At 36.3% G+C, this 16,197-nt stretch carries 24 protein-coding genes; 12 read left to right on the top strand and 12 right to left on the bottom strand.

Annotated elements, in window-relative coordinates; genetic code table 11:
- Positions 1-1,100 precede the first annotated feature (1,100 nt).
- From CER18_RS01780 to CER18_RS01745, 8 genes are all read right to left on the bottom strand, one after another.
- On the bottom strand, positions 1,101-2,138 hold the full coding sequence (locus CER18_RS01780; RefSeq protein ID WP_100128405.1) for a tyrosine-type recombinase/integrase: 1,038 nt from the start codon (positions 2,136-2,138) through the stop codon (positions 1,101-1,103).
- Between the two features lie 8 nt (positions 2,139-2,146).
- Positions 2,147-2,365 carry a hypothetical protein gene (locus CER18_RS01775; RefSeq protein WP_100128404.1) on the bottom strand — a complete coding sequence of 73 codons (219 nt, stop codon included), beginning with the start codon at positions 2,363-2,365 and terminating at the stop codon, positions 2,147-2,149.
- Between the two features lie 110 nt (positions 2,366-2,475).
- Positions 2,476-3,099, bottom strand: coding sequence for a lambda exonuclease family protein (locus CER18_RS01770; protein WP_100128403.1), 624 nt, complete (start codon positions 3,097-3,099; stop codon positions 2,476-2,478).
- Between the two features lies 1 nt (position 3,100).
- A complete protein-coding gene (gene bet, locus CER18_RS01765) occupies positions 3,101-3,922 on the bottom strand; it encodes a phage recombination protein Bet (RefSeq protein ID WP_180299363.1) in 822 nt (273 codons plus the stop codon).
- A gap of 76 nt (positions 3,923-3,998) precedes the next feature.
- Positions 3,999-4,523 (bottom strand): hypothetical protein, encoded by a 525-nt coding sequence (locus tag CER18_RS01760; RefSeq protein WP_100128401.1) that lies wholly within the window; start codon positions 4,521-4,523, stop codon positions 3,999-4,001.
- 14 nt (positions 4,524-4,537) lie between these two features.
- On the bottom strand, positions 4,538-5,170 hold the full coding sequence (locus CER18_RS01755; protein ID WP_100128400.1) for a hypothetical protein: 633 nt from the start codon (positions 5,168-5,170) through the stop codon (positions 4,538-4,540).
- A 93-nt stretch (positions 5,171-5,263) separates the two neighbouring features.
- The gene (locus CER18_RS01750) at positions 5,264-5,683 is read right to left on the bottom strand and encodes a hypothetical protein (protein WP_100128399.1); all 420 of its coding nucleotides are present in this window, start codon (positions 5,681-5,683) and stop codon (positions 5,264-5,266) included.
- 206 nt (positions 5,684-5,889) lie between these two features.
- A complete protein-coding gene (locus tag CER18_RS01745; RefSeq protein WP_100128398.1) occupies positions 5,890-6,192 on the bottom strand; it encodes a helix-turn-helix domain-containing protein in 303 nt (100 codons plus the stop codon).
- Here CER18_RS01745 and CER18_RS01740 point away from each other — a divergent pair.
- Genes CER18_RS01740 through CER18_RS01730 form a run of 3 tightly spaced genes read left to right on the top strand, consistent with a single transcriptional unit; the run spans position 6,191 to position 7,755 of the window.
- Positions 6,191-6,535, top strand: coding sequence for a helix-turn-helix domain-containing protein (locus tag CER18_RS01740; RefSeq protein WP_245410026.1), 345 nt, complete (start codon positions 6,191-6,193; stop codon positions 6,533-6,535). The genes CER18_RS01745 and CER18_RS01740 overlap by 2 nt on opposite strands.
- A 10-nt stretch (positions 6,536-6,545) precedes the next feature.
- A complete protein-coding gene (locus tag CER18_RS01735) occupies positions 6,546-7,130 on the top strand; it encodes a hypothetical protein (RefSeq protein ID WP_100128397.1) in 585 nt (194 codons plus the stop codon).
- Positions 7,131-7,140: 10 nt separating this feature from the next.
- On the top strand, positions 7,141-7,755 hold the full coding sequence (locus CER18_RS01730) for a hypothetical protein (RefSeq protein WP_100128396.1): 615 nt from the start codon (positions 7,141-7,143) through the stop codon (positions 7,753-7,755).
- Here the strand turns inward: CER18_RS01730 and CER18_RS01725 are convergent.
- Positions 7,745-8,683 carry a hypothetical protein gene (locus CER18_RS01725; RefSeq protein ID WP_100128395.1) on the bottom strand — a complete coding sequence of 313 codons (939 nt, stop codon included), beginning with the start codon at positions 8,681-8,683 and terminating at the stop codon, positions 7,745-7,747. The genes CER18_RS01730 and CER18_RS01725 overlap by 11 nt on opposite strands.
- A gap of 63 nt (positions 8,684-8,746) precedes the next feature.
- Between CER18_RS01725 and CER18_RS01720 the strand changes: the two genes are divergently transcribed.
- The 5 genes from CER18_RS01720 to CER18_RS01700 all read left to right on the top strand — a co-directional run bounded on the left by CER18_RS01720 (position 8,747) and on the right by CER18_RS01700 (position 12,536).
- On the top strand, positions 8,747-9,220 hold the full coding sequence (locus CER18_RS01720) for a crossover junction endodeoxyribonuclease RuvC (RefSeq protein WP_100128394.1): 474 nt from the start codon (positions 8,747-8,749) through the stop codon (positions 9,218-9,220).
- Positions 9,210-10,472 carry a DUF1376 domain-containing protein gene (locus CER18_RS01715; protein ID WP_100128393.1) on the top strand — a complete coding sequence of 421 codons (1,263 nt, stop codon included), beginning with the start codon at positions 9,210-9,212 and terminating at the stop codon, positions 10,470-10,472. Before CER18_RS01720 ends, CER18_RS01715 begins: the two co-directional genes overlap by 11 nt.
- Before the next feature lie 240 nt (positions 10,473-10,712).
- Positions 10,713-11,108, top strand: a complete 396-nt coding sequence (locus tag CER18_RS01710) for a hypothetical protein (RefSeq protein WP_100128392.1) — start codon at positions 10,713-10,715, stop codon at positions 11,106-11,108.
- Positions 11,109-11,394: 286 nt separating this feature from the next.
- Complete coding sequence (locus CER18_RS01705) at positions 11,395-11,709, top strand: hypothetical protein (RefSeq protein WP_100128391.1); 315 nt, start codon at positions 11,395-11,397, stop codon at positions 11,707-11,709.
- A 65-nt stretch (positions 11,710-11,774) separates the two neighbouring features.
- Positions 11,775-12,536: an antA/AntB antirepressor family protein gene (locus CER18_RS01700; protein WP_100128390.1), complete on the top strand. Its 762-nt coding sequence runs from the start codon at positions 11,775-11,777 to the stop codon at positions 12,534-12,536.
- Between the two features lie 135 nt (positions 12,537-12,671).
- On the opposite strand, the gene CER18_RS01695 is transcribed toward CER18_RS01700, so the two are convergent.
- A complete protein-coding gene (locus CER18_RS01695) occupies positions 12,672-12,989 on the bottom strand; it encodes an addiction module antidote protein (RefSeq protein ID WP_100128389.1) in 318 nt (105 codons plus the stop codon).
- Positions 12,970-13,278, bottom strand: coding sequence for a type II toxin-antitoxin system RelE/ParE family toxin (locus tag CER18_RS01690; RefSeq protein WP_100128388.1), 309 nt, complete (start codon positions 13,276-13,278; stop codon positions 12,970-12,972). Before CER18_RS01690 ends, CER18_RS01695 begins: the two co-directional genes overlap by 20 nt.
- A 138-nt stretch (positions 13,279-13,416) precedes the next feature.
- On the opposite strand from CER18_RS01690, the gene ssb reads away from it, so the two are divergent.
- Both ssb and CER18_RS01680 read left to right on the top strand, forming a co-directional pair.
- The gene (gene ssb / locus CER18_RS01685; RefSeq protein WP_100128387.1) at positions 13,417-13,860 is read left to right on the top strand and encodes a single-stranded DNA-binding protein; all 444 of its coding nucleotides are present in this window, start codon (positions 13,417-13,419) and stop codon (positions 13,858-13,860) included.
- Positions 13,861-13,874: 14 nt separating this feature from the next.
- Positions 13,875-14,399, top strand: a complete 525-nt coding sequence (locus tag CER18_RS01680) for a hypothetical protein (protein WP_100128386.1) — start codon at positions 13,875-13,877, stop codon at positions 14,397-14,399.
- 10 nt (positions 14,400-14,409) lie between these two features.
- Here the strand turns inward: CER18_RS01680 and CER18_RS01675 are convergent, their stop codons facing one another.
- On the bottom strand, positions 14,410-14,919 hold the full coding sequence (locus tag CER18_RS01675) for a hypothetical protein (RefSeq protein WP_100128385.1): 510 nt from the start codon (positions 14,917-14,919) through the stop codon (positions 14,410-14,412).
- 205 nt (positions 14,920-15,124) lie between these two features.
- On the opposite strand from CER18_RS01675, the gene CER18_RS01670 reads away from it, so the two are divergent.
- Together CER18_RS01670 and CER18_RS01665 are read left to right on the top strand one after the other, a co-directional pair.
- Positions 15,125-15,460 (top strand): hypothetical protein, encoded by a 336-nt coding sequence (locus CER18_RS01670; RefSeq protein WP_100128384.1) that lies wholly within the window; start codon positions 15,125-15,127, stop codon positions 15,458-15,460.
- Positions 15,441-16,197: phage terminase large subunit (locus CER18_RS01665; RefSeq protein WP_210199630.1), on the top strand; the 757-nt coding region annotated here is incomplete at its 3' end. The genes CER18_RS01670 and CER18_RS01665, both read left to right, overlap by 20 nt.

Here is a 16,197-nt window from a genome sequence, read left to right as displayed (position 1 = left end):
TATGGATAAAAAATTAAGCAATCAATAAAATGATTCTTGTCACTTCTTGCAAAGACAAGGAATATTTCTAACATTGAGCGTTAGAAAATAGTATGATGGTAGTGACTTTTATTGTAAGTCAAAGATGGTGCTCATCAATGGATTTTTATACCATTTACGGGAGCTATTGTGAAACGGGTTTGGGGGATTTAAGAAATGTCTCTCAATATATGGTAGATGCACAATACAATGGATAAAAATGCTAGGGGAAATGTTCATGATTTTTTGAGGGCTTTTACAGCATTCTCAACAACTTAGATTATTATATTGTTTGCACTGTAAAAACACTCTTGTTTAAGTCTGTGATATAAAGCCCATAAAATTTACGCATTCAGTATTTTTATGACAGGGTAATGACTATTCAAGGCAAGGGGCTAATTGTAGAGTTTATGAATTGATTAGTAGGAGGAATTTTCTAGATAAGAAGCTGGGTTTTACAAACTTTTTGGTTGGGAGTTTTTGCTTTCAGGGGGGATTTACGGGGTATATGGCGATAATATAGATGATTTTGATTATTGTTCTTCCATTTTTTTAAATGCTTGCTTCAAAAGCAAATTTTTGCGCTTAATTGTTTTATTGAGTAAAAATTATTTTTGGGTTGGTAAACAAAGATTATACGGGAGCTTTTCATGACTGGTAGCATTGAACAATTCTCTCTCATGAAAGAAATCGTAATTTATAATCTGCTAAAAATTACAGTGCTCTCTGATAGAGGGAGCGGTAGTTTGAAAAAGTAATTATTTTGAAATTAATCAATAAGAAATAACTTATACAATAGTTTTCTCTTTAAAATGACACAATTGTTTTTTTGGCTCATTACAAAAAGGACCCCATAGGACATTGCATTTCTACTTTATTTTTATTGCAAAAATCCTATTCTCTCACTTTTATTTACGCATCCTTCACGTTTAAAAATGCAAATAAAAACGATTCTATGGGTGGATTAAAAAAGAAGTGGCTCCCCGGGCCGTTCTAATTGATTTTAATAAAATCAACATATTAATAAAATATAAGGGAATATTGTAGGTATTGTTTTTTTTAAGTTTTTTTTGCTTCTATCCCTAACTTTTTTGGAGCTTTTTTATAGCTTCAAGAGCTAATCTTTTACGATCTGCGCTCTTTGTATAAAGAGATGCCATTTTATCTTCTGTCCAGCCAAAAATTGCTTTCAATTGTGAAACTGTTGCACCAGAATTTGCTGCGCGTGTGGCTGCTAATTTTCTCAATCCATGGGCTGATTTTTTAATACCTGCTGTATTACATGCTTCACGAAACAGGTTGCCAAAACTTTCTTTTACGAGCTTATTTCCATTTTTCCCGCAAATGAATGTTTCATTTCCAATAGGACCAATTTTAAGGGTTTCTGCTAATTCAGGCAAAATGGGTAGAAAAACATCTGTTTTAAATTGGCTCTTTTCTGTTTTCAGATGAATGATATTATCATTAACATCTTTCCAACCAATGCGAACGGCATCACCACGGCGTAAGCCCGTATACAAAAGAACATCAATCCAAACCCGTTCATGGGTACCATGTGACCAGCGTTGGTAATATTTCTCAACATCATCTTCCGTCCAAACAGCGAATCCATCTTTATTGCTAAGAGCTGGTCTTTTTACTCCTATTGTTGGATTATTTTCCAAAAGTCCTTGGTCAATTGCCCAATTAAAAAGCCCATTAAGAGCTTTCAAAAAATTTTGAGCAGCTGATGGTGTTTCTTTACGCCGTTCAACACCGGCTATAATATGTTTTTTTTCAATTGCTTTGTATGGAATATTTCCTATGCTATCACATACCTTCATAAGGAGAAGTTCTCTTTGTCTTTTAGTAGCTTTAGCAAGGCAATACCAATCAGAGCTATTAAAATATTGTTTAAGCAGCCATGCAAATGACCCTTCAATCAGTTTTCCGGTTTTCGGTTTTGGATGGATTATGCCTTGTAATTCGGCAAGTGCGCTTTTGTAGTTGTCAACAAACTCTTGCGTTCCATAGGTTCCGCGTATTCTAATACGTTTTCCATGACCGATACGTACATACCATATGATTTTGTTATGGCGTGTGACTTCTTTTAGAAGATAGGGGGGGCGTGGTTTAGGCATAAGCAATTTTACATCTTAGAGAGTGCGATTTCGTAATATTCATTCTTTGACAAATCTAGAAGTGTGTCTGGGTGGTTAACTGAATTTGGTATTGGAATATCTGCTTTAAGATAGATAAGCAGTTCACCGGTAGGTTTGATTTCTATGAGTTCGCACCCTTGCTTTTTAGCTTCTCTTAAAGCGCGTGCAATGGCTGCTTGCGTTATGATAGCTTTACGAGGCGCCATATTTCTTCTCCTACATTGAGACGCAATTCACTCGTGTGGTGAGTCACGAATTGATTAAAATTGTTAGGAAAGGGTGGGGGGTGCTGGTAGCGCGTAGCACCCCCATAACTTCATGCGGCTTTTGTCGAGATCTTTATTATCTCTTGTTCTATTTCTGCTAAAAAGTTTTCAACCGCTTGATTAATCTGTTCAATTTGCTTTTCATCACGGTGGATACGTTTGATTTTCATACGCAAGTGAGATGAATCCCCCGCAAAACGCGGGTCATAACTGATAAAATCGCACCATTTGCGCTCTGTACAAGCCATTTGGAATTGCATTTGTGCAAGATATTCTGGTTTGATCTCATTATTGATAAAGAAACGCATGTGGGTAGTTGATCTTGGACATTTGATTTCAATTAATCCGTCTTTATCAATAAGCCCATCAGGGCTTGCCCCCGCCATTTGGATTGTGGGGTGTTGGATAAAGCCGCATCTTGTGACTTCAGTATCATAAATGAATGCATATTCTCTCAAAGCATCTTCTTCATGTTCAATTCCCCATCTCATATCTTCAGTTTCATAATAGGGGTTTGCTTCGCCTATTAAGCGCTCTGTAATGAGTTTAATTTTATAATCTTCATATTTGCTTGTAGGGGTTCCCTTTGCTGTTTTACTAATAACGTTGTAAATATTTGAAGCGGTGACTTTTCCTAAACGGGCTTGAAACCATTCTGCTGTTCTTTGTTCCATTTCACACCGCCATTTCTTGTTCTTGTTGAGTTGGTGCATATTCAATATCTTGGATATGAATATATTCGGCATCTTGTATAGACGCGTTTATTTGCTCTTGTTGCGTGTGAGATTGTAGAGCTCTTTCTCTTTGAATATTTTTCCTTTTTTCCAAAAGCGCCAAAACCTCTTGTGCTTTTTCACAAGACAGATCTGTTAGGTTTTTTACATTTGTGTAAGAGAGAAGATTATTTTCATTGGTTCCAGTCTCTTTAATTAATTCTTTGATTTGTTCAAGCATGTCATAAGAAATAAGTTGTACTGGTGTGGTATTATTAATACGAGCCGCTTCATCTTCTTCATAAATACCGGAAAAACCGAAAGCATAGCGAGCACATTGTATAGTTGCTTTATGACGCAACATACGTGCTGGATATTGGTCCCATGGGTCACTTTTTTCTTTCTTACATTCCTTTAAATATTCGGTAACCTCGATAGGATCTTTAATGCCTTTGAGACGAATAGCGCATTTGATAGCAATGAGATTACCATCTTTATCGAGTTGATCTTGAAAAGTCATGCCATCAAATTGAGGATTAGATTTAATGATTTTAATCCACCCATCAATAGAGACAACAGGGATAATACCGCCGCCTTTTTTAGGGAATGCATAGATTTCTTTTGTTAATGGGTTTAATCCATAAGTATTGGCAACAGAGATAAAAGCAGCGAATTCTTCATCAGAGAAGTTATGATTGATACATGTTTTGATAATTGTTTTACGAAATTCATCATGAGAAAACCCATATTTTTTTGCCATAGTGGCTAATTGTGTATTTGTCATTATTGTTTCCTTGATTTGCGCGCAATTCCCCCGTGGCGTGAATCACGCTTGTGTTAAAAGTTGTTTGGTTTGGTTGTTAAATTTTTATATCTTGAAGAATTCTTGTTCTGTCGCGAATGTGGGCTTTCCCATAAATGTTAGCAAAACCATAAACTTTGGCATGGTCATAAATCTTGGCACGACCACGAACCACGGCACAACCATAAACCTTGGCATGATCATAAACCCATGCACGACCCAAAACGAAGGCGGTCTCATAGATCTTGGCATTTCCATAAATACGTGCATCACCATAAACCTTAGCGCCGCCAAAAACTTCTGCATTGTCATAAACCATGGCATCACCATAAACCGCGGCATCATCAGAAATCACGGCATTTCCAAAAACCTTAGCATTTCCAAAAACATATCCACTGTCAAATGGTCTATGCGAACCCGCTACCCAGCAATTTCCCTCATGGCTTAGGTTGTCTTCATGTTCTATAAATCCACCTAGATCACCTTTTTTAACATCTCCAAAGTCTCTCAATGCTCTAATTCGGTGAAGTGTTTTTCTACCAACTTTGATTGTCTCATCAGTCAGTTCGTACTTCTTTTCCATGATTACCCCCTACCTTAAACAGAGTCGTTTTCGGATTCTTCTGTATTTCCAGTTACTTGTGCATCACCATAAATACAGTTGTTGCCATAAACTTTGGCATTCCCCAAAATACTAGCTTTGTCGTAAATCTTCGTATTACCGGAAACATTTGCTTTACCGAAAACTCGCGCATTGCCATAAATATTGGCATTGCCAAAAACTTCGGCATTGCTATAAACCCATGCATTTTCATAAACCTTGGCATCATCAGAAATCACGGCATTTCCAAAAACCTTAGCATCACCATAAACCTTGGCATCCCCATAAACACGTGCATGGTCATAAACCTCGGCATTACCACAAACATGTGCATCATCAAAAACCCATGCGTTCCCATAAACACGGGCATTATCAAAAACCTTGGCATGACGACAAACATTGACATCATCATAAACCAAGGCATCACCAAAAATCTGTGCATGACCATAAACACGAGCATTATCACCAATCCAGCAATTGCCTTCATGGGATAGGTTATCTTCTTTTTCTATAAAGCCGCCTAAATCACCAGCTTTAACATCTCCAAAGTCTCTCAATGCTCTAATTCTATGAAGTTTCTTAAAGCCAGGTTGAATTTTCTCATCAGTAAGTTCGTATTTTTTTTCCATGATTTATTTCCTTTAAGTTAGAGTATTCCTTTGTCGCTCTTGAAAAGAACGGCATTGGTTTGTGTTGTAATTTTTTGAAAAGAGGGGGCGCTCTTAAAAACGCCCTCTGTAGTGTGTATAATGAGGGTAATTTGGAATGACATCTGAAAGAGTTAAACGGTGCTGCTGTTCATAAGTCCCGTATATTTCATCTTCATATCGCTGCTGTTCGATTTCTTCTAAAAAAAAATCGTATGCGCTACTGTCTTTAACAAAGTCGTGAGGTATGTTTCCATTAAAGCAGTCTTCTTCACATTCTTTAAGATAGCATTCGGCAAGATCTTCAGAGATATCTTCACAACGATTAGTCGTTGGTTCGACACGGAAAATTTGCACAGCATTATCGGCTTGGTCGATAAATTTGATCATGTCCTTTTCTTCTAAGAAAGGACCGGATTTCGCGAGATTTTGTTCTTCATTTTCGCAGATGACTAAGAGAATTTCATCAGAATTTATAAACACTGGTTTGTTCACAAACGCCTCCATAGAGCCTATTGGCAATGGTTATTTTTTACGATATGGGATATTCGATACCAAAACGGTAATTTAAAGTCAATACCAAAATGGTTATTTTTTTATTTTATATTTTTTTAGAGTAGAAAAAATGGATGAAAAATGGTCAATTAATACGCAAATATTAGAACTATGGGATAAATTGACAGAAGATGAAAAAAGAGAGTTTATTCTTTTTTATCTTGATAAAATGAAGAAAGGAGATCAAGAAGTTTAACCTTATTATCGTAGCTTAGATGCTCTAACATATCTTCAATTTGTTCATCTAAGCTATTAGGCTTATTTCCCGAAAACAACAGTTGTTTGGGGGTAATTTTTAAGTGTGGCGCCAAACGTACAGCCCACTCCTTTGTTAATTTTCGTTGTCCATTTTCTAAACGAAAAATTTGTGGCTGACTAGTCCCTACCAATTCGGCTAATTCTTTTGAAGTTAAACCTACTTTTTGTCTGAAAAATTTCAAATTATTCATGATTCTTATCCTAATTAAAAAAAATATCCTTTCAAATGCCAATATGGTAAAATATGCTTGTCTTAATAATACCGATATGGTAAAAAGAGGAATGTCTAAACTAAAACTGTATTTATCAAAGAATAATATTACTTATGCCGAGTTTGCGATTTTGGTAGGTGTTACACAAGCATCTATAGCACGCTATGTGAATAAGAAGCGATTTCCGCATCCTAGGATAATACAAAAAATAGCAGAAGTTACTGATAATTACATAAGTCCTAGCGATTGGTATCAAGAGAATTTTTCTTCAATTTCTAAAAGCCGCGGTGTTGATCACACTGGCGATAGTTTACAGCATTAAGGAGATGAAAATGAGTTTAAATGAAATGATAGCGATAGTTGTGTGTGTCGTATTTGGAGCATTGCTTTTATGCGGAGTGATGTTTCGTTTTGCTTTGTATTATCGCGCTCAAGTTAAAAAGCTTAAAGAGAAAGTTGAAGGTCAAGAATTGCAAATTAGGGTTTTAAAAGAAGAATTCAACGTAGCTAAGAAGACCATTGATAAGCGTCATGAGGATATACAAAAGTATAAAGACGAGTTTGAACAGAAAAATGCAATTATAAGGTCCTTAGAAAAAGAAGTTAAATCACGTAGTGAAGAAATTAAAACACTGAAACAAAAGATAGATGATTCCAAAGAAACATTAAAAGGGAAAAATTATCGTATAGATAGACTAACAGCAGAAGCCCAATTACACGATACAGAAATTAAAGAACTGAAGCAAAAGATAGATGAGTATGAAGAAGTATTCAAACGGACAGAAAAAGTCGTAGATAGACTAACAGCAGAAGCTCAATCACGTGATGAAGAAATTGAGAGGCTTAAAGACGAGCTTAAGCAGCGTGGTGAATCTGTAAAAGAAAAGCCTCATAAAAATAAGAAGAAAAGTAAGTGAGGAGAGAGAGATGGAAGATACAACGATATTAGTGATTTTAGCAATAACTTTGGCTTTCTACTATTATTTCAAAGCTTCTAAACTGGCAAAAGAGATAGAATTAAGAGATGAGTTAATAGCGTCACAAAAAGCGTTGATGGAGGGACAATTAGCAGAAAATGATAAAGAAATTAAATGGTTACAAGAATTGCAAGAACAAAAAGAGCAGGAACGTTTACAGAAGAATCCTAAAGAGCAAGAATGTGTGACGTCATATAAAAATATTAATGACAATCTTCAAGAGTCTGAAGATGTTCGTGCGCTTGTAAGAGAGTTTGTAAACAAAGCTCCAATTATAAATAAATATAGTGATGAAAAAGATGATGATAGAGCACGAAAGATATTGCAACAATTGAGGAAGGATGAACAGACAAAGAATGAAGCAATTGAAATTATTGAAGATTTCAATAGATGGTTTATGGCAAAACAATCGGTTACAGTTGCAGAAGCCAATCAATGGGATAGGGCACAATATTTATCATTTCTTCTTATGAAACCAAAGCCAATGACATGGGCCGAGTTGGCTGAAAAAAGCCCTGAGGAACAACATCGTTATTCATCATGTTGGAAAACGGTTATTTATTGAATGGAAACAGCTTGGAATACAACAGATCGGATAGTTTATTTCTTGGTTTAATATTAAAATATTCGGGGCAAAAAGTCACTTTTTCTGGTGGATTTAAAGGATTTACGGCAGTGTGCTCCATAGTCAATATTAAAGGAATTTCTGAGTTTCTGTCTATAGGAAAAACACGAATAATTAGTCCTAATAGACCAGAAGGTTTGAGGCTAAATGGATCAATATCGCTATGTATGGGTGGATCGACTCGAGGTTTCTTTAAGCATAAGTGTTTTTCCTGTTGAGGATGGATGTAATGTAGTGTTCCTAATGATTGTGGCGAAAGTTCGCGATAGCATGCGGACATAAAGATAAAAAGGCTATTATCCTGTATGCTGATAGAGTTGATTTTAATTGTTTGTTTTGTGGGGTTTGTAATGATTAAAGATACATATATTACTGGAAAGATATCATTAGGATTATCACTTATCCATGAACTGTGTGTGGTAACACGGAGCTTTTTTTCTTCTAAAATCTCTAATTGTTTTTCCAGAACTGTGGCAAGCTTTTCCATTGATATTGCTTGTTGTTTAGTTGATTTAGCTATGTCCACGGCATTGGCTAATTCTGTTTCAAATTTTTCTCGGTCTTCTCTTCTAAACTTTGCAGCTTCTATTCGATCTTCTCTTCTCAATTTTGCAGCTTCTATTCGATCTTCTCTTCTCAATTTTGCAGCTTCTATTCGATCTTCATTTCTTAAATTCAATGTCTGTTTAATAGAACGAAAAGAAAAAATTGCGGATAATAAAGCACCAACCGAAGAAAGTGCAGAAAAAAGGGTAGGGTGTTGTTCTATCCAATTTAAGCATACCTTCCAATTAAGGAACATAATCACTATTCCAATTAATGTAAGGAATATACTCCCGTATTTATATACGTTTGCACGCTTCAACATCTTTCTTTACCCGCTTTTAGGAAAAAACAATCTTATAAAACACATTATGTATGGAGCGGTGCGGTGATTAACACGATTCTTTGTTTTGATCTAGGTACGAAGATGGGGTGGGCGATACGAGGGGGAAATGGTCATATATTCAGTGGTACGATGAGTTTACAACCCCGTCGTTTTGAAGGCGGGGGAATGCGTTATTTACGCTTTAAGCAATGGCTTAATGAGATAAAGCATACAGCAGGTGATATTGACGCGGTGTATTTTGAAGAAGTGAGGCGTCATGTTGGAACTGATGCAGCGCACGTTTACGGTGGTTTATTAGCAACATTAACGGCGTGGTGTGAACATCATCAGATACCTTATGAGGGCATTCCAGTAAGTACGATTAAGAAAGCGACGGCGGGGAAGGGGAATGCGTCAAAAGAAGAAATGATTAAGGCAATGCGTGCAAAGGGTCACGCGCCTTGTGATGACAATGAAGCAGATGCTTTAGCAATTTTACATTTAGTTAAAGAAAGGGAATTGGGGTATGTCCAGTAAATTACCATGGACAAGGTTTTTTGCAGATAAGTGGGCAATGGTTGTTGATTATTTGCCTGCTGTAGAGGGCAATATTTATATGCGATTACGGTTACGTATGTTGCGTACTGGTGAACCTCTTTTTTATAATATTAAAGTTTTATCTCATTACACTGGTTATTCAGTGAAGAAGTTTGAAGCAGCGTTAAATGTTTTGCTTGAAGAAGGATACCTTGTTCGTTTAGCAAACGGTCGTTTGTGGAATTTAGATGTTGAGGAAGAGCTTACTAACTCTCATGAGAGTTTAGAAAAGGCATCAAAAACATCACGGTCAAAGAGATTATCGGAGAGAGCAAAGAAAGCAGCGCAGGCAAGATGGGATAAACATGCAAATGATGCTTGTGATGCTTGTGATGATGCTCAAGTTATTGAAAATACTAATAAAAACGATGCTAAGCATGCTAAGCATGATGCTTGTGGTATGCTTAATGATGCTAAGCATGCTAAGCATGATGCTAAATCGATGCTTAATGATGCCTATATATATAACAATAACATTCACATTAACAATAATATTAACAATAACAAAAAAGATAAAAATATTATTTTATCAAAAAAAGAAATTGATTTTGAAAATTTAGAAACAAACGATTTGGTTGAAAAAGCAATCGAGAGTGATGATGTTCAATTAGAACAAATCAAAACGATAGAAACCAAACAACCAATCGTTCACGAGCAAAATATCAATCTTTCAAACGAAGCTAACAACCGATGGCAACTTAACGAAGCGATGATTGAGAAATTGCCTTCACGAAAAAGTAAAAAGGTTGGTAAACAACTTTCAGAAATCCTTGACAAGGTGATGCCTGCTTGTTTTCCAGAGAAAGCAAAATTTTTTGAAGAAACAAAGAAAACGAGGGAAAAACAAGAAGTTGAAAGAATACTAGAAGATTTCAAACCCGATTTTCAATACGCAATTGATCTAGGATTAACGCATGATGAAGCGTTATCAGAGTTTAAAAAATTTGTACGCTTTTCAAAAGCCCATCCATGTCGAAATGCACATGAACGCAATTGGCAAATTGCTTGGGATAATTGGATTACGCATCCAAAATATGGATTGGCAACTAAGAAACACGTAGAATTAGAATTGAAAGAAGCATTAGAAGTGAAAGTATCATATGAAAACGCATGCTATAAACCACTGTCAAACATCTTTGAAAACAAACAGTCAAAAAGATTTAGCATACTTCCAACAGCAATCTATGCTTAAAGACACTTAAATAATGGAATCGTATTTAATCGCATTCGAAAAACAGCAAAATAGTGAAAAGAGCTGATAGTTTTGAGAATAGATATGCGTTTAAATCGTCAAAAAGGTACCGTACAAAGCGATTTAAAGATTTTATGATGAAAACCATATTGAAATTTAAAACGCTTCTGCACGGTCCATTTTGAGGCAAATAAACCCATTGGTAAAGTTATGGATTTAAGCAAGGGGATATTAAATCAGATGTTTTTAAAAAAACGTAAACAGCCTATTCAAAAGAAGTTTGTAGCAACGGCGGTGGGGCATGCACCATGGGGAACGAGGGTAGCAGAGTATTTTTATAATCTTTACGAATACGAAGATGGAGAGAGAGAATATGAGGAATTTGATGGTGGACAGTATCATGATCATAAGATGCCTGACAAAGTTGATTACAGTACCAAGGCTCAAGTGAAAGCGTGGATATACGGAGGTGATTTACCAAAAAGCGTATTGAGTTATGAGGCATTGATAGATGAGGTGAATTCGAAAATCAAAAAACGTACAGTGAAAGCAGTGAAAACTTATGATGATATAGACAGTGAGTTAGAAAAAGCACTTGATATTCAATTGTGTAGATATCAAAATGAAAAAAAGTGAAAAAAATAAAAAATACGTATTGACTTTAAAGAAAAGGTCGTTTATTAAGGTTGGCAAGTGATCAAAACACTGACCAATAGCGGATAAACCACGAAAAGGTTTCTCCCATTTCTTTAAAATACTGACTTTCTTTTATGCTGTCATTGGCATATAACGATTATGTCGGGTGTAGTTACGCCATAAAATACCCCTATGGGAAAAGCGTAGCAACGGACTATTGGCCGTGTTTTGAGCGCCCGGCGCCCTTATGGGTTGTCAATCAAAACTCCAACCAATAGGTGTTAAAATGCATTCTAAAGAAAAAAACGACATCAAAATAACCACTGATTTCTTATGTGATTTGTGGATGGCAGTGTTTAAAGAAGCTAATAGTGAAAATATTGATTGTGAAGATGGATATCATGTTTCTTTAGTGGAACTTATGGCAGATCTTGAAAAGGTCTTGGTTTTTAAATTACAAAACGAAATTCCTAATTTTACAAGAATTTTAGCAATCATTACAGAGTTTGGTCATTCTGAACCAATTAAATCAATAGCTTCTCTTTTGAAAGCTTATAGTCCCGATTTGAATAATGTGCATAGCCTAAATGAGGCTGCTTAAATGACGCGCGGGCGCGGCGGGGGCGCCTTCTTTTTAAATTTTATTAAATTTTTAAGGAAAAAAAGATGTCGCAATATTTAATTAACATAAATCAAACTCAAATCGATGGTGAATTAGTTCAAACTGTAAATGCTCGTGATTTGCACGCGTTTTTAGAGGTAGGTAAAGATTTTTCTACTTGGATTAAAGATCGTATTAATCAGTATGCATTTGAAGAGGGCAAAGATTTCATAAAAACACAAGATTTGCGGTCCCCAAAATCGGGGAGCGCAAAATCTAGAGCTGTTATTGCAATTAATTATCAGCTCACATTAGACATGGCAAAAGAGCTTGCCATGGTAGAGCGTAATGAAAAAGGAAAACAAGCCCGTTTATACTTTATCGAGTGTGAGCGGCGTGCAAAGCAGGCAGTAACATCACAGCAAATCGATTACTCAAGTCCGCAGGTAATGTTAGGTGTATTAACTCATCTAAAAAACGAAAATGAGCGTAAAGACATCATAATTGCAGAGTTAAAACCAAAAGCAATAGCTCTTGATGGTTTAAAGCGTTCCGACGGCTTGTTTGGTATTACAGAGGCAGCAAAAATATTGGAAGTAAGACCTAAGGATTTAACAGATTATTTGCGAAGATATGGTTGGGTTTACAGAAGAATGCCAAGCAGTCCTTTATTACCATATCAAGATAAAATCCAAAAGGGATTAATGGATTGCACAGCCATTACTATTCAAAAAAACGATGGTACAGAAAAAACCGTACCGTCAACAAAGATTACATCTAAAGGATTGGCTTGCTTAAGAGAGCAAATTTACGGAAATATGCAATAATTAAAAAAAGCCGTGTCTTTAAAGACGCGGCTTTTAATACAAACCCACAATAGAGTAATGATAATAGAGGATTCTTATCAAAATCAATAAAACTATTAGATAGTTTTATATCAAAACGCAAGAGAAAAGTCGCTTTTAAAGCTTCTCTAAAGCTGTTGTTTTTTCACAATTATTATGGGTTTGTTTTAAACTGATTTGTAAATTTAAAGCGTCTAAAACACTAAAGAAAGTAGAAAGCCGTGGATCACCTTTTTTACTTAAAGAGCGATAAAGAGATTCACGATTTAACCCTGTCTCATGAGAAATTGCAGTCATTCCCTGTTTACGTGCAATAATTCCTAACACATATGAAACATACCCACTGTTTTTAGTTTCTAAAGCATCTTGTAATAATTCTTTAAAATCTTCAGTGGTTTTAAAAAATTCGCTAGCATCAAATGGTGTTATTTTCATTGTTAATCTCTTTTACTAATTGAAGGGCTCTTTCGATATCCTTTTGTTGGGTCGATTTATCGCCTGCGTTTAATAATAAAATAATCTCTTTCTCTCTTTTTACAAAATAAATTCTGTAACCAGCCCCATAATGGATGCGTAATTCACCTATGCCATTGAAGAACTTAACATCACCCAAAAGTCCATATTCAAGACGCAAAATGCGCATAGCAATCTTCTTTTGCGCTTGTTTGTCTCTTAAAGAGTTTAACCATTTAGTGAAGTATATCGTTTTCTTAATAATAAACATACGTAGCTTATAAACAACAAAATAAACAATGTCAATTCTAATCTTTTATGTGAAAATATCTTTTTTAATCATTGAAAATATTGTAAAAATACTTAAAGTATGTTATGATCTTTCCATCGTTTAATGGAATTTACAAATATGCTTAATAAAGTGATTTTAATTGGTCATTTAGGTGCAAATCCAGAAAGTAAAACAATGTCATCTGGCGCCGAGGTGGTCAATTTTCGTATAGCAACGTCTGAGAGCTATACAGATAAGGCTACCAATAAGAAAGTAGACAAAACAGAATGGCATTCCGTTGTGGTGTTTAATCCACATTTAGCAAAAATAGCGCTTCAATATCTCAATAAAGGCAGCAAAGTTTATATCGAGGGGCAGCTTCAAACGCGTAAATGGCAAGATAAAAACGGTATTGAACGGTTCGTAACAGAAGTCATTTTGCCTAAGTACAAAGGCGACTTAAAGCTCTTAGATGGTAAAAATGATGATAATCAAGAGCCGTCATCATCTGCTTATGACAGAAGCATTTACAGACCTCTTGATACACCCCATATCGTTATGAATGATGATGTTCCTTTTTAAACGAAGGCGGTGTTGTGAAAAAAAACAAAAAGAGGGGACGCCCTAAAATCATAGGGCAAATAAGAGAAGCCAATGGGCGTATATCGCGCTCTAAAACACTTCGTGAAGCTGCTGATCAATTGGCAATAGAGATACGTGCAAAGCGCTTCGGTTTAACCCTACACGAGGCAAAAAATCCACTTTCTGGGTCTTATATAGGTCGGCTTTGTTTACAAGGCGTGCTTACACAAGAGCAATATGACGCCGCGCAACAGTATTTACAGATAAGAAATAACTACCTTTGTGCAAAGGGCTTGCCTAATGCGATTTATGACGAAATGCCGTCATCATCTGATGATAAGGCAAGAGATAAGTGGGTAGCATTTGCAACAGAGCAGTTTATCAACATGCAAGAGGCACTAAAAGAAGCCCAATGCCTTTATAGACAGTACAGTCTTTATGCTGCGCTACAGTATCTCGTGATAGAAGATCAAATGCTACCGCATCTTGTGAATTCATTACGCGTTGCTCTTAATACGCTTCAGAAACATTTTGCATAAAATTATGTAATTATTGACGAATATCTCTGAGAAGCTTATATAATATCTCCATTTTATAATCTTGTTTCTCAACTTCTTTCTTAGTTTGAGCTATCAAATTTTGAATTCCGGAAAGGCGTTCTAGAATTTCTGTTACCTCCGCATGGTTTTTAGATTGTTTTGCTTTATTTAAATTTTCTATTTCAGTTATTTCATTTGCCATATATTCAATTAATTGACGAGATTTTCTCATTCGTTCTATGATTATATCATGCCATTGTTGCATCATGCTGGCGTGTTGTTCAATCTTATGCTTTGACAAACGTGAGGTATTCGCGAACCATAAAGTGTTGCGGAAAGTACTTTCCCACCAGTTATCTACATGAAACATGTAATTACGGAGCGCGCTCTCTCGTTCTATAATTTCTTTCGAACAGAATAACTCGTTTGGATTAGCATATCCGTTTGAAGGGGATATAAGAGACGTTGTAAAAAGTGCTACAATTAGTACGCTTCTAAATAAAGATTTTTTTATAAACATTATTTTTTTACCTTTAATTTACACCTTATTTGTCTAACCGATTCCCTTCAAAATTATCAATATGTGTTATTTTTATGTTGACAAAGTGTAGCAAATCGTATTTAATGACCTTACTGTACTTAGGCGTATTGTGTCTAGAGAGGGAAATGTACAGTCGAAAATCCCCGCATTTGCGGGGTTTTTTATTATCTGGAGGGTGTATTTTATGACATCACAAAATACAGAACAGGTTTCTCAAACAAAGAAAAAATATAGACCACCAAAAGCAGGTCAAGGGCGTGTCAAAGGTGTCCCAAATAAGAATACACGCCTTTTGAAAGAAGCAATTCTTAAAGCCGCTGAATTAGCAGGCAATAAGTATGGCAAGGAAGGACTAATCTCTTATCTGGAAAAGCAGGCAATAAGATGCCCCGCGGCTTATTTAGCGTTGCTTGGCAAGATCTTGCCTTTGCAAGTGACAGGGGAAGATGGGGGGGCGATTAAGATCATAGGGCGTGTAGAAATTGCTCCTTTAACAATGAATGACGACAAGACAGATTAAGATTGTACCAAAACTTATACCGATTTTTACAGGAGATGCTTTGGTACGAGCGGCTTGGGGTGGACGAGGGTCTGGGAAGACAAGATCATTTGCCTTGATGGCTGCTTTAAAAGGCTATCAATTTGGTATGCAAGGAATATCAGGGACTATTCTTTGTGCGCGTCAGTTTCAAAATTCGCTAGCAGAAAGTTCATTGGAGGAGATTAAGCGCGCGATTGAAGCCCATGACTTTTTAAAGAGCTATTACAAGGTAGGGGAGGCTTCAATTAAGTCAAATGATGGTCGTATAGCGTTTCAGTTTTCTGGACTGGACCGCAATATTGCAAGTATCAAATCGATGGGGCGTATTTTGCTTTGTTGGGTTGATGAGGCAGAGCCCGTTACTGAGACAGCTTGGCAGACGCTTATACCGACTTTACGTGAAGAGGGAGAGGGGTGGAGAGCAGAGTTATGGGTCACATGGAACCCGTTGCGCGATAATGCACCGGTTGAAAGGCGGTTTCGCTTTTCAGACAATGAAGCCATTAAGCGTGTAGAGATCAATTGGTTAGACAATCCGAAGTTTCCCAAGATCTTAAATGAAGCACGGCTTGATGATTTGAGAAACCGCCCCGAGACTTATAAGCATATATGGGAAGGGGCTTATCTTACAGCGGTTCAAGGTGCTTACTATCAGAGGGAAATGTTGGCAGCCGAGCAAGAGGGGCGGATAGGGCGTGTTTCTCGTTGTTTCTCGT

Origin of the sequence: Bartonella tribocorum (genome assembly GCF_002777915.1) — a bacterium.
GTDB classification, from domain to species: Bacteria; Pseudomonadota; Alphaproteobacteria; order Rhizobiales; family Rhizobiaceae; genus Bartonella; species Bartonella tribocorum_A.
This window is presented reverse-complemented; position numbering and strand designations above follow the sequence as displayed.